Genomic DNA, 14,971 nt, shown 5'->3' with positions numbered 1-14,971 from the left:
GCTCAGCGCTCCACGAGCCGGTCGTACTGCGTCGTGGTGTGGCGCAGGTGCGCCACGAGTTCGTCGCCCACCCGGGGCTCCTCGGCGTCGGCCGGCACGAAGAGGATCGACACCTGCATGTGCGGCGGCTCGGCGAACCAGCGCTGCTTCCCGCCCCAGACGAACGGCGAAAGGTTTCGGTTGACCGTCGCCAGACCCGCCCTGGCCACGCCCTTGGCGCGCGGCATGACGCCGTGCATCGCCTTCGGAGCCTCCAGGCCCACACCGTGCGAGGTGCCGCCGGCGACCACCACCAGCCAGCCGTCGGAGGCGGCCTTCTGCTGGCGGTAGCCGAACCGGTCGCCCTTGGAGACCCGGGTCACGTCGAGCACCGAACCCCGGTACTCCGTGGCCTCGTGGTCGCCCAGCCACAGCCGGGTGCCGATCCGGGCCCGGAAGCGGGTCTGCGGGAACTGCTGCTGCAGCCGGGCCTGCTCCTCCGCCCTCAGATGGCTGACGAACATGGTGTGCAGCGGCAGCCGGGCGGCCCGCAGCCGATCCATCCAGGAGATGACCTCCTCGACCGCGTCGGTGCCGTCCTGACGGTCCAGGGGCAGGTGCAGCGCGAAGCCCTCCAGGCGCACGTCCTCTATGGCGGCGTGCAGCTGCAGGAGCTCCTCCTCGCGCACCCCGTGCCGCTTCATCGAGCTCATGCACTCGATCACGACCCGGGCGCCCACCAGCGCGTGGACGCCGTCCACGGACGATACGGATCGGATCACCCGGTCGGGCAGCGGCACCGGCTCCTCCCCCCGGCGGAAGGGGGTGAGGACCAGCAGGTCGCCGCCGAACCAGTCCTTGATCTTCGCGGCCTCGTAGGTGGTGCCCACCGCGAGCACGTCGGCTCCGAGCCGGGCGGTCTCGTCAGCGAGCTTCTCGTGCCCGAAACCGTATCCATTGCCCTTGCAGACCGGGATGAGTCCCGGGAACTGGTCGAGGACGGACTTCTGGTGCGCCCGCCAGCGAGCGGTGTCGACGTAGAGGGAGAGCGCCATGGCCGGCCCGGAACCTTTCTGATGGCAGCGGTGTCAAAGGTGTGTACGAGACTACGAGCCTACGGAACCGTCAACGGCGCGACATGTAGATGTCGAGCGCCTTGTGGAGCAACTTGTTCAGCGGGAAGTCCCACTCGCCGATGTACTCGACGGCCTCGCCGCCCGTGCCCACCTTGAACTGGATGAGCCCGAAGAGGTGGTCGGTCTCGTCGAGGGAATCCGAGATGCCCCGGAGGTCGTAGACGGTCGCGCCCATCGCGTAGGCGTCGCGGAGCATCCGCCACTGCATCGCGTTCGACGGCCGGACCTCACGGCCGATGTTGTCGGAGGCTCCGTACGAGTACCAGACGTGTCCGCCGACGACGAGCATGGTCGCGGCCGAGAGGTTCACCCCGTTGTGGCGTGCGAAGTAGAGCCGCATGCGGTTGGGGTCCTCGTTGTTGAGGACGGTCCACATGCGCTGGAAGTAGGAGAGCGGACGGGGCCGGAAGCGGTCGCGCACGGCCGTGATCTCGTACAGCCGCTGCCACTCCGCCAGGTCCTCGTAGCCGCCCTGGACGACCTCGACGCCGGCCTTCTCCGCCTTCTTGATGTTGCGGCGCCACAGCTGGTTGAAGCCCTTGAGGACGTCGTCGAGCGAGCGGTTCGCCAGCGGGACCTGGAAGACGTAACGGGGCTGCACGTCGCCGAAGCCGGCGCCGCCGTCCTCGCCCTGCTGCCAGCCCATCTTCCGCAGTCGGTCCGCGACCTCGAAGGCGCGCGGCTCGATGTGGGTGGCCTCGACGTCCTTGAGGCGCTTGACGTCGGGGTTCTGGATGCCGGACTTGATCGCGGCGGCGTCCCAGCGCCGGATCACGACCGGCGGCCCCATCTTCACCGAGAAGGCACCCTGCTGCTTCAGGTGCGCCAGCATCGGCTGCAGCCAGTCGTCGAGGTTGGGTGCGTACCAGTTGATGACTGGGCCCTCGGGCAGGTAGGCCAGGTAGCGCTTGATCTTCGGGAGCTGGCGGTAGAGCACCAGACCGGCGCCGACCAGCTCACCGGCCTTGTCGAACCAGCCGAGGTTCTCCGAGCGCCACTCCGTCTTCACATCAGCCCACGCCGGGACCTGGCAGTGGCTCGCGGCGGGCTGGCTCTGGATGAATGCCAGATGCTGCTCACGGCTGATGGTCCTCAGGGTCAGGCTCATGCGGGGCGCTCCTCGGCAGGTGTGTCCCCATCGGTCAGGGGTCCGGCTCTCGCGCCGAAGCCTACTGTGACCGAGGAGCGCCCCGAATGGGTGCGTGCGCGCTGACGTGCCGCGGGGGACGGGCCGGCGCCGCCGACGGGGTCATCGGACGGTGGCGCCGGTGCTGCCCGACGGTGTCGCCGGGACGTCCGGCAGTGGCGCCGGGGTCATCCGTCGGGCGTGTCCGTCGCCGATGCCCGCTCAGCTGACGACGCCGCCGAAGAGCCCGCCGTGGGCCATGCCGAGGTAGAAGCCCAGCGCTGATGCGCCGAGTCCGACGATCAGTGCGAAGCGCTCGCGGGTCGTCACGGAGATGAACTGTCCGTAGGCCCCGGTCAGGATGCCGATCAGCCCCGACCAGGAACTCAGTAGGTGGAGGTTGTGGAAGAACGAGCTGACGAAGGCGAGGGTCCCCAGGACCAGTGTCACGCCGACCAGGGTGTCCTGGATCGGATGGGGCTTGCCGTCGGTGGCGAAGAGGGAGTGGCCGGGGTCGGGTCGCATTGCCTGTGCCATGGGGCACCTCCTGGCGTAGCTGCCGGAAGGCGGCGCATCGTAGCGCCGCCGACTTCCGTTGTGTACAGATTGCGTCCCCTCACCGGTGAATTTCAACCGGAAGCCGGTGTGCGGGTACTCTGTACAGCTGCGCCGGTGTCTGCCCAGGCCCTTCCGGGATCCCGACCGTGCTCCTCGCCCGTCGAGGTGGATTGTCAGTGGGGGCCGATACCGTCGCTCACGCATCACGACCCTCCTGCCACGGAACGACCGTGGCCGCTGAGTCCAAAGGAGGTGGGTTCCACATGCGTCACTACGAGGTGATGGTCATCCTCGACCCCGATCTCGAGGAGCGCGCTGTCTCCCCGCTGATCGAGAACTTCCTCTCCGTCGTCCGTGAGGGCAACGGAAAGGTCGAGAAGGTCGACACCTGGGGCCGTCGTCGTCTCGCCTACGAGATCAAGAAGAAGCCCGAGGGCATCTACTCGGTCATCGACCTGCAGGCCGAGCCTGCGGTCGTCAAGGAGCTCGACCGCCAGCTCAACCTGAACGAGTCGGTCCTCCGGACCAAGGTCCTCCGCCCCGAGACCCACTGAGCTTCTAGCTCAGAGGTCATCGGGTTCGAGTAGCAACGAAGCAGCCAGAAGCAAACCCGCCGAGAGGTTCCCCATGGCAGGCGAGACCGTCATCACGGTCGTCGGCAATCTTGTCGACGACCCCGAGCTGCGCTTCACCCCGTCCGGTGCGGCGGTCGCGAAGTTCCGTATCGCGTCCACCCCCCGCACCTTCGACCGTCAGACCAATGAGTGGAAGGACGGCGAGAGCCTCTTCCTCACCTGCTCGGTCTGGCGTCAGGCGGCGGAGAACGTCGCCGAGTCGCTCCAGCGAGGCATGCGCGTCGTCGTGCAGGGCCGGCTGAAGCAGCGGTCCTACGAGGACCGTGAGGGCGTCAAGCGCACGGTCTACGAGCTGGACGTCGAGGAAGTCGGCCCCAGCCTCAAGAACGCCACGGCCAAGGTCACCAAGACCACCGGTCGCGGTGGCCAGGGTGGGTACGGCGGCGGCCAGCAGCAGCAGGGCGGCGGCGGTGGCGGCTGGGGTGGAAACTCCGGCGGTCCCCAGGGTGGTGGCGGGGCTCCCGCCGACGACCCGTGGGCGACCGGCAGCCCCTCCGGCGGCGGCCAGCAGCAGGGCGGCGGCGGTGGCGGCTGGGGTGGAAACTCCGGCGGCGGCTACTCGGACGAGCCCCCCTTCTAGGGCACGCCCTCGAAGCAGCTCGTAACCCCACTTCTTGATCACACAGGAGAAACACCATGGCGAAGCCGCCTGTGCGCAAGCCTAAGAAGAAGGTCTGCGCGTTCTGCAAGGACAAGACCGCGTACGTGGACTACAAGGACACGAACATGCTGCGGAAGTTCATTTCCGACCGCGGCAAGATCCGTGCCCGCCGCGTCACCGGCAACTGCACGCAGCACCAGCGTGACGTCGCCACGGCCGTCAAGAACAGCCGTGAGATGGCGCTGCTGCCCTACACGTCCACCGCGCGATAAGGGAAGGGTGACCGAAAAATGAAGATCATCCTCACCCACGAGGTCTCCGGCCTCGGTGCCGCTGGCGACGTCGTCGACGTCAAGGACGGCTACGCTCGCAACTACCTGGTCCCGCGTGGTTTCGCGATCCGCTGGACCAAGGGTGGCGAGAAGGACGTGGCGCAGATCCGCCGCGCCCGCAAGATCCACGAGATCGCGACCATCGAGCAGGCCAATGAGATCAAGGCTCAGCTCGAGGGCACGAAGGTGCGCCTGGCCGTTCGCTCCGGCGACGCCGGCCGTCTCTTCGGCTCCGTGACCCCGGCCGACATCGCCGCGGCGATCAAGACCGCGGGTGGCCCCGACGTCGACAAGCGTCGCGTCGAGCTCGGTTCGCCGATCAAGACCCTGGGCGCCCACCAGGTGTCCGTGCGTCTGCACCCCGAGGTTGCCGCGAAGCTCGGCGTCGAGGTCGTCGCCGCGTAACGCTGCCCTTGGCAGTCTGCGCTCAGCAGTGAGGAAGGGCCGCACCCCTCGGGGTGCGGCCCTTCCGCCGTTTCACGTGAAACTTCTCTGGTCAGCGGGTGGCACCCGTGACGATCCAGCCGCCGGAACGGGTCCGGAGCCAGAGGGTTCCCATGCGTACCGACATCATCAGGGTCATGGCCCACCAGAGTGCGGTGAGCCCACCGCCGAACGTCGGGACCAGCAGGGCAACGGGTGCGAAGACGGCCAGTGTGAACAGCATGGCCCGGGCCAGATAGGGGCCGTCTCCCGCGCCCATGAGGACACCGTCGAGGACGAAGACCACGCCGGAGATCGGCTGGGAGAGCGCGACGACGAGGAGTGCCGGGAGCAGGGTCTCCTGCACGGTGGTGTCATGGGTGAAGAGCGGGACGAACAGGGAACGGGTGACGACGAGGAGTGCACCGAGCACCACCCCGGAGACCACTCCCCACTGGACCATGCGGCGACACGCCTGCCGTGCGCCCTCGGTGTCAGCCGCGCCGAGGTAGCGGCCGATGATGGCCTGCCCTGCAATGGCGATCGCGTCGAGCGCGAAGGCCATCAGGCTCCACAGGGACAGGATGATCTGGTGGGCGGCGACCTCGGTGTCCCCCAGCCGGGCGGCGACTGCCGTGGCGATCATCAGGACCGCGCGGAGCGATAGCGTACGGACCAGGAGCGGAGCGCCGGCCTGGGCTGAGGCGCGGATGCCGGCAGGGTCGGGTCGTAGGGAGGCGCCATGGCGTCGGGCGCCACGGACGACCACCATGAGGTAGACGGTGGCCATGCCGTACTGGGCGATGACCGTGCCCCAGGCGGAGCCCGCGATGCCGAGCCCGGCCCCGTAGACGAGGACCAGGTTGAGCGCGCCGTTGGTCACGAAGCCGGCGATCGCCACGTACAGCGGGGTGCGGGTGTCCTGGAGGCCTCTCAGAACGCCGGTGGCCGCCAGCACCACCAGCATGGCGGGGATGCCGAGGCTGGAGATCCTGAGATAGGTGACCGCGTACGGGGCAGCGGTGTGCGAGGCGCCGAAGGCGTCGACCAGCCATGGCGTCGTGGGCAGGGTCAGCACCACGACGGCCACGCCGAGGAGCAGCGCGAGCCAGACTCCATCCATGCCCTGTCGGATGGCGGCCGGGAGATCACCCGCACCCACCCGTCGGGCGACGGCGGCCGTGGTGGCGTAGGCGAGGAAGACGAAGACGCTGACGGCTGTGGAGAGCAGCGCCGCGGCGATGGCGAGTCCCGCAAGTTGAGGTGTGCCGAGGTGGCCGATGATGGCGCTGTCGGCCATCAGGAACAGCGGTTCGGCGACGAGGGCGCCGAAGGCGGGCAGGGCGAGGGAGACGATCTCGCGGTCGTGCTGTCGGCGGACGGCCTTGGTCGTTGCGGGGGCCTGGGTCATGAGCTCAATCTAATCTTCCACAGGTAATAGATGCAATTGCCTAGTGATCCTTACTTTTCGATGGGGCGAGGCTTCGGGTGTGGGCCGTTTGTTCTGATCTTGATGCAGCTCCAGAACTTTTTCTCCCCCACAGCCCGTGCATGAGAAAGTTGCAGGTCAGGTGAGTGAGGTGGGGGGTCCTATGAGTTTGTCCACATGCCTGTCCCCCGGTCCGTGCACAGGTTCTGGCGAGTTCTCCACAGCATCTGGCCCTTCATGCACAGGGCCTGTGGATAACCAGATTGGCTGATGCCCTCCGCGGGCCTACCGTGGTCCGGCGCCCGACGCGCCAGAACCGGTCGCGAAGCCACTCTTTGATCAAGGCCGTGGCGTAAGAAAGAGTGGCACGGCGAGGTCCGCGGAGCGGACGGGAGGAGGTGGCTTGGTGAGCGTTCCCGAGCCCATGGACGACCCTTGGGCCGATAGCGGACCGAGCGACCGGTTGCCCACCCGTACCCGAGGCGAGGGCCGTGGCCGCGGTCGCGGCCGCGACGACCAGCACGAGCGGGGCGGCGAGGGCCCCTGGGACGGGGGGCTCTCCGGTTTCGAGCGGGTCCCCCCCCAAGACCTCGACGCCGAGCAGTCCGTCCTCGGCGGCATGTTGCTCTCCAAGGACGCCATCGCCGACGTCGTGGAGATCATCAAGGGGCACGACTTCTACAAGCCGGCCCACGAGACCGTCTATGCGGCGATCCTCGACCTCTACGCCAAGGGCGAGCCTGCCGACCCGATCACGGTCGGCGCCGAACTCACCAAGCGCGGCGAGATCACCCGTGTCGGCGGCGCCTCCTACCTCCACACCCTGGTCCAGTCCGTCCCGACCGCGGCCAACGCTTCCTACTACGCGGAGATCGTCCACGAGCGTGCCGTCCTGCGGCGCCTGGTGGAAGCCGGAACCAAGATCACGCAGATGGGTTACGCCGCCGACGGCGACGTCGACGAGATCGTGAACTCGGCACAGGCGGAGATCTACGCGGTCACCGAGCAGCGCACCACCGAGGACTACCTGCCGCTCGGCGACATCATGGAGGGGGCGCTCGACGAGATCGAGGCGATCGGCTCCCGCAGCGGCGAGATGACGGGTGTGCCCACCGGCTTCACCGACCTCGACTCGCTCACCAACGGGCTGCATCCCGGTCAGATGATCATCATTGCGGCTCGTCCTGCCATGGGTAAGTCGACCCTCGCGCTCGACTTCGCGCGGGCGGCCTCCATCAAGCACAACCTCCCCAGCGTCATCTTCTCCCTCGAAATGGGGCGCAACGAGATCGCGATGCGCCTGCTCTCCGCAGAGGCCCGGGTCGCGCTGCACCACATGCGCTCCGGCACGATGACCGATGAGGACTGGACACGGCTCGCCCGCCGGATGCCGGACGTCTCCCAGGCTCCGCTGTACATCGACGATTCCCCGAACCTGTCGATGATGGAGATCCGGGCGAAGTGCCGTCGGCTCAAGCAGCGCAACGGCCTCAAGCTCGTCATCATCGACTATCTGCAGCTCATGCAGTCCGGCGGCTCCAAGCGGCAGGAGAGCCGCCAGCAAGAGGTCTCCGACATGTCGCGAAACCTCAAGCTCCTCGCCAAGGAGCTGGAGCTGCCGGTGATCGCGCTCTCCCAGCTGAACCGTGGTCCCGAGCAGCGCACCGACAAGAAGCCGATGGTCTCCGACCTCCGTGAGTCCGGATCGATCGAGCAGGATGCCGACATGGTGATCCTGCTGCACCGCGAGGACGCCTACGAGAAGGAGTCGCCGCGTGCCGGTGAAGCCGACATCATCGTGGGCAAGCACCGTAACGGCCCGACGGCCACGATCACCGTGGCCTTCCAGGGCCACTACTCCCGCTTCGTGGACATGGCTCAGACCTAGTCGGTCCGTGGCGTTCCCCCGAGGGCGACACCGTCTGGGGGCCGAGCGCGGACAGGTCGGGGGTGACTCCCTGTTGGCGGACGAGGTCGGACTCGACCGGGTCACCATGGCGCAGATGGCGCGACGGTTGGGCGTGAAGGACGCGAGTCTCCATGCGCACGTCCGCAGCCTGGCGGATCTGCGCGGACGGATCGCGCTGCTTGCCGCGGACGAGAAGACGATCCGCATCGCGGAGGCGACTGCCGGAGGCGCCGGCAGGGGACATGGCTGCCTCGATCCTTGCCGTGGTCACCATCCGGCGGCTCCACCGCGGCGATGGGGAGGCTGTCCTGTCGAGCGTGACCGGTGCCGATGTGTGCCGAAGGCGAGGCGCCGTCTTCGGGAAGATCGGCACGAGCGGGGGACGGAATCCTGCTCCGCCGTGCTGGACTCGGTCGTGTGAGGTGGATTCCTGCAGTTGGATGGTGGCATGACGACATCATTCGAAGCCCTGCTTCCGGGTACCGAGCGTGCCTTGGTGCACCGCATCGCAGTCGCCCAGTCCGAGGGCAGGGCGCCTTCGTTCGTGGGGGCGGTGGTGCGTGACGGAGAGTTGGTGTGGAGCGGTGCGCGCAGTTGTGTGGACGGCCGTGCACCCGATGCCGACACGCAGTTCAGGATTGGATCGATCACCAAGGTGTTCACCGCCGTACTGGTGATGAGGCTGCGGGACGAAGGCCTGCTCGGGCTCGATGACCCGTTGGAGCAGCACCTGAAGGCAACGGGGGTCGGCGAGGTGACGATCGCCCAACTTCTCGGCCACAGTGGTGGTCTCGCAGCCGAGACCCCCGGGGCGTGGTGGGAGCGGTCCTCTGCCGAGCTGCGCCCGGAGCTTGCGGACGTACTGGGGCAGCGTCCCTTCCTGCAGACGCCGGGACGACACCATCATTACTCCAACCCCGGCTATACGCTGCTCGGTTCGCTGGTGGAGGCGGTCCGAGGGGTGACCTGGGAGGAAGCCCTCCGGCGCGAGATCTTGGAGCCGCTGGGCATGAGCCGTACGACGCTCGCCCCTGTTGCCCCGCACGCAGGTGGCTGGGCGGTGCATCCCTGGGCCGATGTCATGCTGCCCGAGCCGTTGGAGGACCTGGGCTTGATGGCGCCGGCCGGACAGCTCTGGTCGACGGCTGCTGACCTTGCTCGGTTCGCCACCTTTCTCGCCGCGGGGGACGAGCGGGTGCTCGCCGAGGGGTCCGTGGCCGAGATGCGTGCTCCGGCTTCCCCGGCGGGCGAGGCGGAGTGGGAAGCGGGCTATGGCCTCGGACTCCAGTTGCTGCGCAAGGACGGTCGGACCCTCGTGGGTCACGCCGGCTCGCTGCCGGGCTTCCTCGCTTGCCTGTGGGTGAGCGTGGAAGACGGTCTCGCGGGGATCGCCCTTTCCAATGCCACTTCAGGGCCGCTGACGGCCGCTGTGGCGGCCGATCTCGTACGGATCGTGGCGGAGGCGGAGCCGAGGCTGCCAGAGCCGTGGCGCCCGCTTCCTGAGGCAGAGGTGGACGAGGAGCTGCTGGCCTTGACGGGGCCTTGGTACTGGGGCACCTACGCCTATGTGCTCCGCCTCGTACCCGAGCGTGGTGTGGTGCTCGAACCCCTCAGTGGAGTCGGTCGGCGGGCCGCCTTCCGTGCCGTGCCCGAAGGCGGTTGGGTCGGGCTGAACGGCTACTACGCAGGGGAAGCCCTTCGAGTGGTGCGACGCCCTGATGGAGGCGTGAGCCATCTCGACCTCGGGTCCTTCGTCTTCACTCGGAAACCGTATGAGCCGAGGGATGCGGTTCCTGGCGGTGTGGACGAAGGGGGCTGGCGGGGCCTCTGAGCCACCAGCACAAGCGGGCCATGCTCGTTTCACGTGAAACGCTGCGGGGCTGGGCGGAGGAGTGCTCTTTCAGAGGCTCTTCTTGAATCCCACGTGGGACGGTTCAAAACCGAGCCGCTCATAGAAGCGGTGGGCGTCGGTGCGCGTCACGTCAGAGGTCAACTGCACCAGTCGGCAGTCCTGACGCCGGGATTCCTCGACGGCCCATTCGATGAGCTGGGTACCGAGGCCGCTACCGCGTTCGTCGCCGTGGATCCGGACGCCCTCGATGATCGAGCGGGTGGTTCCACGGCGGGAGAGTCCGGGGATGACCGTGAGCTGGAGGGTTCCGACGACCTTGCTCTCGCGGACGGCCACGACGACATGCTGGTTCGGATCGTTGGCGAGCCGCTCGAATGCAGTGAGGTAGGGGGCGAGGTCATCGGGCGACTCACGCTGGGCGCCCAGGGGGTCGTCGGCGAGCATGGCGACGATGGACGGCAGGTCCGCCGTGACTGCGGGGCGTATCTCAAGATCGCTCATGTCTCGTAGCGTACGCCCGCCGATGGCGGTGCTAACCGGCTGCGACCGTCAGGGGCGCGAAGCGGCGGCGCCAGTCACCGGGGAGGTCGGGCAGCGAGCGGACCATCACCGATGTGGTGGCGATGGTGTTGATGCCGTTCTCCTTCACCCAGTTGAGCAGGGAGCTGTGCCGCAGGTCGATGTCCGTACGCAGCGGCCGGTCGGTCGCTGCTGCCAGGGAGGCGATGAGCGCCTGGGCCGTACGGGGGTTCTGGGCGATCAAGGGGCCGATGACATGGGTGTCCATATTGGGCCAGACAGCGGCGAAGCCCGTGATCGTACCGTCCTCCTCCGCGACCCGGATGTGGTCGGCGAAGGAAGGAAGCCGAGTGATCATGTGGATGCGATCAAGTCCGAAGATCTCGTGGTCAAGTCGTAGGACGGCAGGGAGGTCGTCCGCTGTTGCCGGGCGGACCGCAACGTCAGGAGCGGGAACGGTGAAGGCGAAGCGTCCACGCACCATTGCCGCCCGGCCGGTCTCGACGAAGCCGAGCTGCTCGTACAGGGGCTGTCCATGGGCCGTGGCATACAGGGTGAGCGGGGTGTCGCCTGCTTCCTCCACGAGGTGCCGCATGAGTCGGCGTCCCAGCCCTTGGCGTGCGTACCGCTGGGCGACGAGCACCATCCCGACTGCTGCGAGCTCCGGGCCGTACGAGGTGACCACCGAACAAGCGGCCAGGCCCGGACCCTCGGGGTCGTCGATTCCGTAACCGGTGCCCGCAGTGAGGAGAAGTCCCCACTTGTGTTCCTCGCGCGGCCATCCCCGGTTCTCAGAGAGGTCGGCGCAGGCGAGGAGGTCCCTCGGGGTGAGCCGCCTGAGGGGGAGCTGCGTGAGGAAAGGGGAAAGGGGCATGATGCTCAGGCTGTCCGACGCCGTAACTCTCTGTCCAACGCTTTACCTGATCGGGCCAGCAATTTCGAGGACACCTACGAAGCCGTTGATTCCGGCTCGCGATGCACCGACGATGTTTCACGTGAAACCCCGCCCACGTCGCCTGCATCTCTTCGATCTCGATGGCACCCTCATCAGGGGGTCGGCCGCCGCGGTCGAGATCTCCCTGCAGTTGGGCTTGGGCGATGAAATCACCGCTTTGGAGCACGGGTTCCTCCAGGGGCTCGCACCGGACGAATTCGCCGTTCGGGCCCGTGCGCTCTGGTCAGCCCTCACTCCTGAACAGGTGGTGGCGGCCTTCGAAGGGGCCCCATGGTTGGCGGGCATCCGCGAAGTCTGGGCCGACATTCGGGCTCGCGGGGACCGCTGTGCGGTGATCTCCCTGTCGCCTGACTTCTTCGTTGAACTACTTCTCGACTGGGGTGTCGACACCGTGCACGGCTCGCGCTGGCCGGCGGTCCCCTTTGCTGAGCCGATCCACCGGCCGGGCATCCTCAATGCGCGAGCGAAAGTACGGATCGCGCAGGAGCTCTGTGAGGGATACGGAGTGGGGCCGGCCGACTGCGTCGCCTACGGAGACTCGATGTCCGATGCGGAGCTCTTCGCGTTTGTGGCGGAAGCAGTGGCGGTGAATGCGGATCATCACCTCGCCGGGCTCTCCCGCCACCGCTACCGCGGTGGGGACCTCCGGGATGCCTACGCCCTGGTTCAAAACAGCGCAGCCTAGCCAGAAACCCGGGCTTTCGGCCCGAGAACGCCACTTTCTGTCCGCAGTCCCTGCCAGAAGCGCCATGCTGTGATCACGGAAGCCGGCCAGCGTGAGGCGAGGCACATGATGGATGCTCCGACCACCCCGACGGACGAGCGGGTGTCCCCGGCATCGGACGGGCAGGAAACCCCTGTATCCCAGGGACCTTCTCCCGACGCCGTGCTCGTGCGCCGCACCCTGGCAGAGATCGCACCGGTTGCGGACCGGATGACCTCGTACTTCTACGCGCTTCTCTTCGTGGGAAACCCCGAGCTGCGCGACATGTTTCCCGTGGCGATGGACGCACAGAGGGACCGGCTCCTGAGGGCGCTCCTGACGGCTGCCGAGCACATGGATGACGTCCCGGTCCTCACCGCGTACCTACAGAACCTCGGAAGGGGGCACCGGAAGTACGGCACCCGGGCCGCCCACTACCCGGCGGTCGGGGAGGCCCTCATCGGTGCCCTCGTGCGCTACGCGGTGAAGAGTTGGGACGAGGAGACGGAAGCGGCCTGGGTGCGCACCTACACCACGATCTCCCAGATCATGATCGACGCAGCCGCGGAGGACGAGCGGTCGGCGCCTGCCTGGTGGCAGGCCGAGGTGGTCTCCCACGATCTGCGGACCCCGGACATCGCCGTGGTCACGCTCAGACCCGACCAGCCGTATCCTTTCCTCGCCGGGCAGTACACGACCTTGGAGACTCCGTGGTGGCCCCGGATATGGCGCCACTACTCCTTTGCGTCCGCCCCCCGCCCGGACGGACTGCTCTCCCTCCATGTCAAAGCAGTTCCGGCCGGCTGGGTCTCCCATGCGCTGGTCCACCGGGCGCGTCCCGGTGACGTGCTGCGGCTCGGGCCACCTGCCGGTTCCATGACGGTCGACCATTCCACGGACACCGGTCTGCTCTGCATGGGGGGCGGCACCGGGATCGCGCCGATCAAGGCGCTGGTCGAGGACGTTGCCGAGCACGGGGACCGGCGCCCGGTCGATGTCTTCTACGGGGCGCGCAGCGGCCAGGACCTGTACGACATCGACACGATGCTGCGGCTCCAGAAGACCTTCCCGTGGCTCTCCGTGCATCCGGTCACCGAAGAGCAGGCAAGGCTCCCGGACGCCGTCTGTCAGTACGGGCCGTGGAACGAGCGCGACGCCTATCTCTCGGGTCCGCTCGACATGGTCCGTCGAGGAGTCGACGCCTTGCGCGGGGCAGGGGTCCCATCGGACCGGATCCGGCACGACTTCCTTGCGGAGTTGGCCCCCGCCGCTGCTGGTTAGCCCAGGTCGGGGGCGTGCATCGCGCGGACGCCCTCGATGTTGCCGTCGAGGTAGTGCCGTAGGGAGAGCGGGACGAGGTGGACGGCGGCGATGCCGACCCTGCTGAAGGGAACCCGGACGATCTCGTATTCGCCGACCGGTTCTTCCATCTCGGGGCCGTGCCGCAGCGAGGCGTCCATGGAACCGAGCCGACAGACGAAGAAGTGCTGGACCTTCACCCCGGAGACACCCCCGTCCACGATGTGCTCGATGGTGTCGACGAAGCAGGGGACCACGTCGGTGATCTTGGCACCGAGCTCTTCCAGCACTTCACGGTGCAGGGCTTCGACGACGGTGGAGTCGGTGGGCTCCACCCCGCCGCCGGGCGTGACCCAGTAGGGATCCATCCCGGGCTTGGTCCGCTTGATGAGGATGAGGTCGTCCCCGTCCAGCAGGATGGCGCGTGCGGTGCGCTTGATCACGGGCCGTTCGGTCATGGGAAGAAAATGGCCCGTCTGCGGTGTCCTGAAACTCACCACTTCTCCGCTGCGCCCAGCAGTGCTTCGTGTGCCCGCGCGATCGGGGACAAGCCGAGGGTCCCGGTGCGTGCAACCAGGAAGTAGGTCCGCAGTGGAGGCACCGAGGGGTCGAGCAGGGCCAGTAGCCGCCCCTGCTCCAGGAGTTCCCCGCACAGGTAGCGGGGCAGGACGGCGAGGCCTGCCCCGGAAGCGGCGGAGTCCCGGACGGCGCGCAGGTCGGGGGCGATGACGGTGGCCGTGGCTGCCGGTTTGGTTTCGAAGACGCTCGTCCAGTAGCGGGAGACGAAGGGGAGCGACTCGTGCACCTCCACGACCGGAACCTGCTCCAGAGCCACGGCCCCTTTGTTCAGGAGGACCTCTGAGGACACCCGCGTCGCCCAGCACGGGGCAGCGACCAGTACGTGTTCCTCGTCGCAGAGCGGGACGGAGGCGAGCAGGCCGCCTCGTGGGCGGGCCGTTGAGACGGCCAGGTCGTGGTGGCCGGCCGTGAGCCCTTCGAGGACGTCCTCCGCACGGCCGAGGAAGGAGGTCCGTATCGAGAGCCCCCGGTCGATCAGCGGAGTGAGGGCGGGCAGCACGCGCAGTGCGGTGAACTCCGGCGGACCGGCGAGGTGGAGGGTGTGCACCCCGCCCTCCTCGGTGAGGCCGGCCTCGGCGATCTCCGCGAGGGCGTCCAGGTGCGGGGCGGCGCGGTGGGCGAGTTCGTCGCCGATGGTGGTCGGGGTGACCCCGCGCGCCCGTCTGAGGAAGAGGGGCCGTCCCAGCTGTCGTTCCAGCGTGCGGATCTGGCTGGTGACGGCGGGCTGGGAAAGGCCCAAGAGCACGGCGGCACGGGTGAACGAGCCGGCCCGATGCACGGTGACGAACGTGCGCAGCAGGGCCAGATCCATGCCCGCCCCCTCCCGACCGCGTGGTCGTTCGACTCAGGCGGTCGGCTGACTGCGCCCCAAGACCGTCCAACTATAAATATGTCGATAGGTCTCTGTCGCTACCGTGATTGGACACTGACGCACAG

16 protein-coding genes and 1 pseudogene are annotated in these 14,971 nt (G+C 67.9%); 9 read left to right on the top strand and 8 right to left on the bottom strand.

Going from position 1 to position 14,971, the window contains the following annotated elements:
• Positions 1–2: 2 nt before the first annotated feature.
• From ACFW22_RS08975 to ACFW22_RS08965, 3 genes are all read right to left on the bottom strand, one after another.
• Positions 3–1,034, bottom strand: a complete 1,032-nt coding sequence (locus ACFW22_RS08975) for an alanine racemase (RefSeq protein WP_386400785.1) — start codon at positions 1,032–1,034, stop codon at positions 3–5.
• A 70-nt stretch (positions 1,035–1,104) separates the two neighbouring features.
• Positions 1,105–2,223 carry a lipid II:glycine glycyltransferase FemX gene (locus ACFW22_RS08970; protein ID WP_386400783.1) on the bottom strand — a complete coding sequence of 373 codons (1,119 nt, stop codon included), beginning with the start codon at positions 2,221–2,223 and terminating at the stop codon, positions 1,105–1,107.
• 240 nt (positions 2,224–2,463) lie between these two features.
• Positions 2,464–2,778: a hypothetical protein gene (locus ACFW22_RS08965; protein ID WP_386400780.1), complete on the bottom strand. Its 315-nt coding sequence runs from the start codon at positions 2,776–2,778 to the stop codon at positions 2,464–2,466.
• Between the two features lie 284 nt (positions 2,779–3,062).
• Between ACFW22_RS08965 and rpsF the strand changes: the two genes are divergently transcribed.
• The 4 genes from rpsF to rplI all read left to right on the top strand — a co-directional run bounded on the left by rpsF (position 3,063) and on the right by rplI (position 4,772).
• Positions 3,063–3,353 carry a 30S ribosomal protein S6 gene (rpsF, locus tag ACFW22_RS08960; protein WP_015034882.1) on the top strand — a complete coding sequence of 97 codons (291 nt, stop codon included), beginning with the start codon at positions 3,063–3,065 and terminating at the stop codon, positions 3,351–3,353.
• 73 nt (positions 3,354–3,426) lie between these two features.
• Complete coding sequence (locus tag ACFW22_RS08955) at positions 3,427–4,014, top strand: single-stranded DNA-binding protein (RefSeq protein WP_386400778.1); 588 nt, start codon at positions 3,427–3,429, stop codon at positions 4,012–4,014.
• 56 nt (positions 4,015–4,070) lie between these two features.
• Entirely contained in the window at positions 4,071–4,307 is a 237-nt protein-coding gene (gene rpsR, locus ACFW22_RS08950; RefSeq protein WP_005315025.1) for a 30S ribosomal protein S18, read from the top strand.
• An 18-nt stretch (positions 4,308–4,325) separates the two neighbouring features.
• The gene (gene rplI, locus ACFW22_RS08945; RefSeq protein ID WP_386400776.1) at positions 4,326–4,772 is read left to right on the top strand and encodes a 50S ribosomal protein L9; all 447 of its coding nucleotides are present in this window, start codon (positions 4,326–4,328) and stop codon (positions 4,770–4,772) included.
• A 91-nt stretch (positions 4,773–4,863) separates the two neighbouring features.
• Here rplI and ACFW22_RS08940 read toward each other — a convergent pair whose 3' ends face one another.
• On the bottom strand, positions 4,864–6,201 hold the full coding sequence (locus ACFW22_RS08940) for an MATE family efflux transporter (protein ID WP_386400774.1): 1,338 nt from the start codon (positions 6,199–6,201) through the stop codon (positions 4,864–4,866).
• A 424-nt stretch (positions 6,202–6,625) separates the two neighbouring features.
• Here ACFW22_RS08940 and dnaB point away from each other — a divergent pair, with 424 nt between their 5' ends.
• The 3 genes and pseudogenes from dnaB to ACFW22_RS08925 all read left to right on the top strand — a co-directional run bounded on the left by dnaB (position 6,626) and on the right by ACFW22_RS08925 (position 9,959).
• On the top strand, positions 6,626–8,107 hold the full coding sequence (dnaB, locus tag ACFW22_RS08935) for a replicative DNA helicase (RefSeq protein ID WP_386400772.1): 1,482 nt from the start codon (positions 6,626–6,628) through the stop codon (positions 8,105–8,107).
• A gap of 34 nt (positions 8,108–8,141) precedes the next feature.
• A pseudogene (locus ACFW22_RS08930) lies at positions 8,142–8,366 on the top strand (TetR/AcrR family transcriptional regulator); the annotation flags it as partial.
• A 210-nt stretch (positions 8,367–8,576) separates the two neighbouring features.
• On the top strand, positions 8,577–9,959 hold the full coding sequence (locus tag ACFW22_RS08925) for a serine hydrolase domain-containing protein (RefSeq protein ID WP_386400770.1): 1,383 nt from the start codon (positions 8,577–8,579) through the stop codon (positions 9,957–9,959).
• 69 nt (positions 9,960–10,028) lie between these two features.
• Here the strand turns inward: ACFW22_RS08925 and ACFW22_RS08920 are convergent, their stop codons facing one another.
• Both ACFW22_RS08920 and ACFW22_RS08915 read right to left on the bottom strand, forming a co-directional pair.
• Positions 10,029–10,481 carry a GNAT family N-acetyltransferase gene (locus ACFW22_RS08920; RefSeq protein ID WP_386400767.1) on the bottom strand — a complete coding sequence of 151 codons (453 nt, stop codon included), beginning with the start codon at positions 10,479–10,481 and terminating at the stop codon, positions 10,029–10,031.
• Between the two features lie 31 nt (positions 10,482–10,512).
• Positions 10,513–11,373, bottom strand: coding sequence for a GNAT family N-acetyltransferase (locus ACFW22_RS08915; RefSeq protein WP_386400765.1), 861 nt, complete (start codon positions 11,371–11,373; stop codon positions 10,513–10,515).
• A gap of 112 nt (positions 11,374–11,485) precedes the next feature.
• Between ACFW22_RS08915 and ACFW22_RS08910 the strand changes: the two genes are divergently transcribed.
• Together ACFW22_RS08910 and ACFW22_RS08905 are read left to right on the top strand one after the other, a co-directional pair.
• On the top strand, positions 11,486–12,139 hold the full coding sequence (locus tag ACFW22_RS08910) for an HAD family hydrolase (protein WP_386400865.1): 654 nt from the start codon (positions 11,486–11,488) through the stop codon (positions 12,137–12,139).
• A gap of 105 nt (positions 12,140–12,244) precedes the next feature.
• A complete protein-coding gene (locus ACFW22_RS08905) occupies positions 12,245–13,438 on the top strand; it encodes a globin domain-containing protein (protein WP_386400763.1) in 1,194 nt (397 codons plus the stop codon).
• Here ACFW22_RS08905 and ACFW22_RS08900 read toward each other — a convergent pair.
• Both ACFW22_RS08900 and ACFW22_RS08895 read right to left on the bottom strand, forming a co-directional pair.
• On the bottom strand, positions 13,435–13,914 hold the full coding sequence (locus tag ACFW22_RS08900) for an NUDIX domain-containing protein (protein ID WP_386400761.1): 480 nt from the start codon (positions 13,912–13,914) through the stop codon (positions 13,435–13,437). The two genes, ACFW22_RS08905 and ACFW22_RS08900, sit on opposite strands and share 4 nt — an antisense overlap.
• 35 nt (positions 13,915–13,949) lie before the next feature.
• Entirely contained in the window at positions 13,950–14,846 is an 897-nt protein-coding gene (locus ACFW22_RS08895; RefSeq protein WP_386400759.1) for a LysR family transcriptional regulator, read from the bottom strand.
• Between the last annotated feature and the right edge of the window lie 125 nt (positions 14,847–14,971).

Source organism: Streptomyces sp. NPDC058872 (assembly GCF_042743065.1).
Classification (GTDB): Bacteria; Actinomycetota; Actinomycetes; order Streptomycetales; family Streptomycetaceae; genus Streptomyces.
Note: the sequence above shows the minus strand (reverse complement) of the source record. Positions and strands in the feature narration are given on the sequence as shown.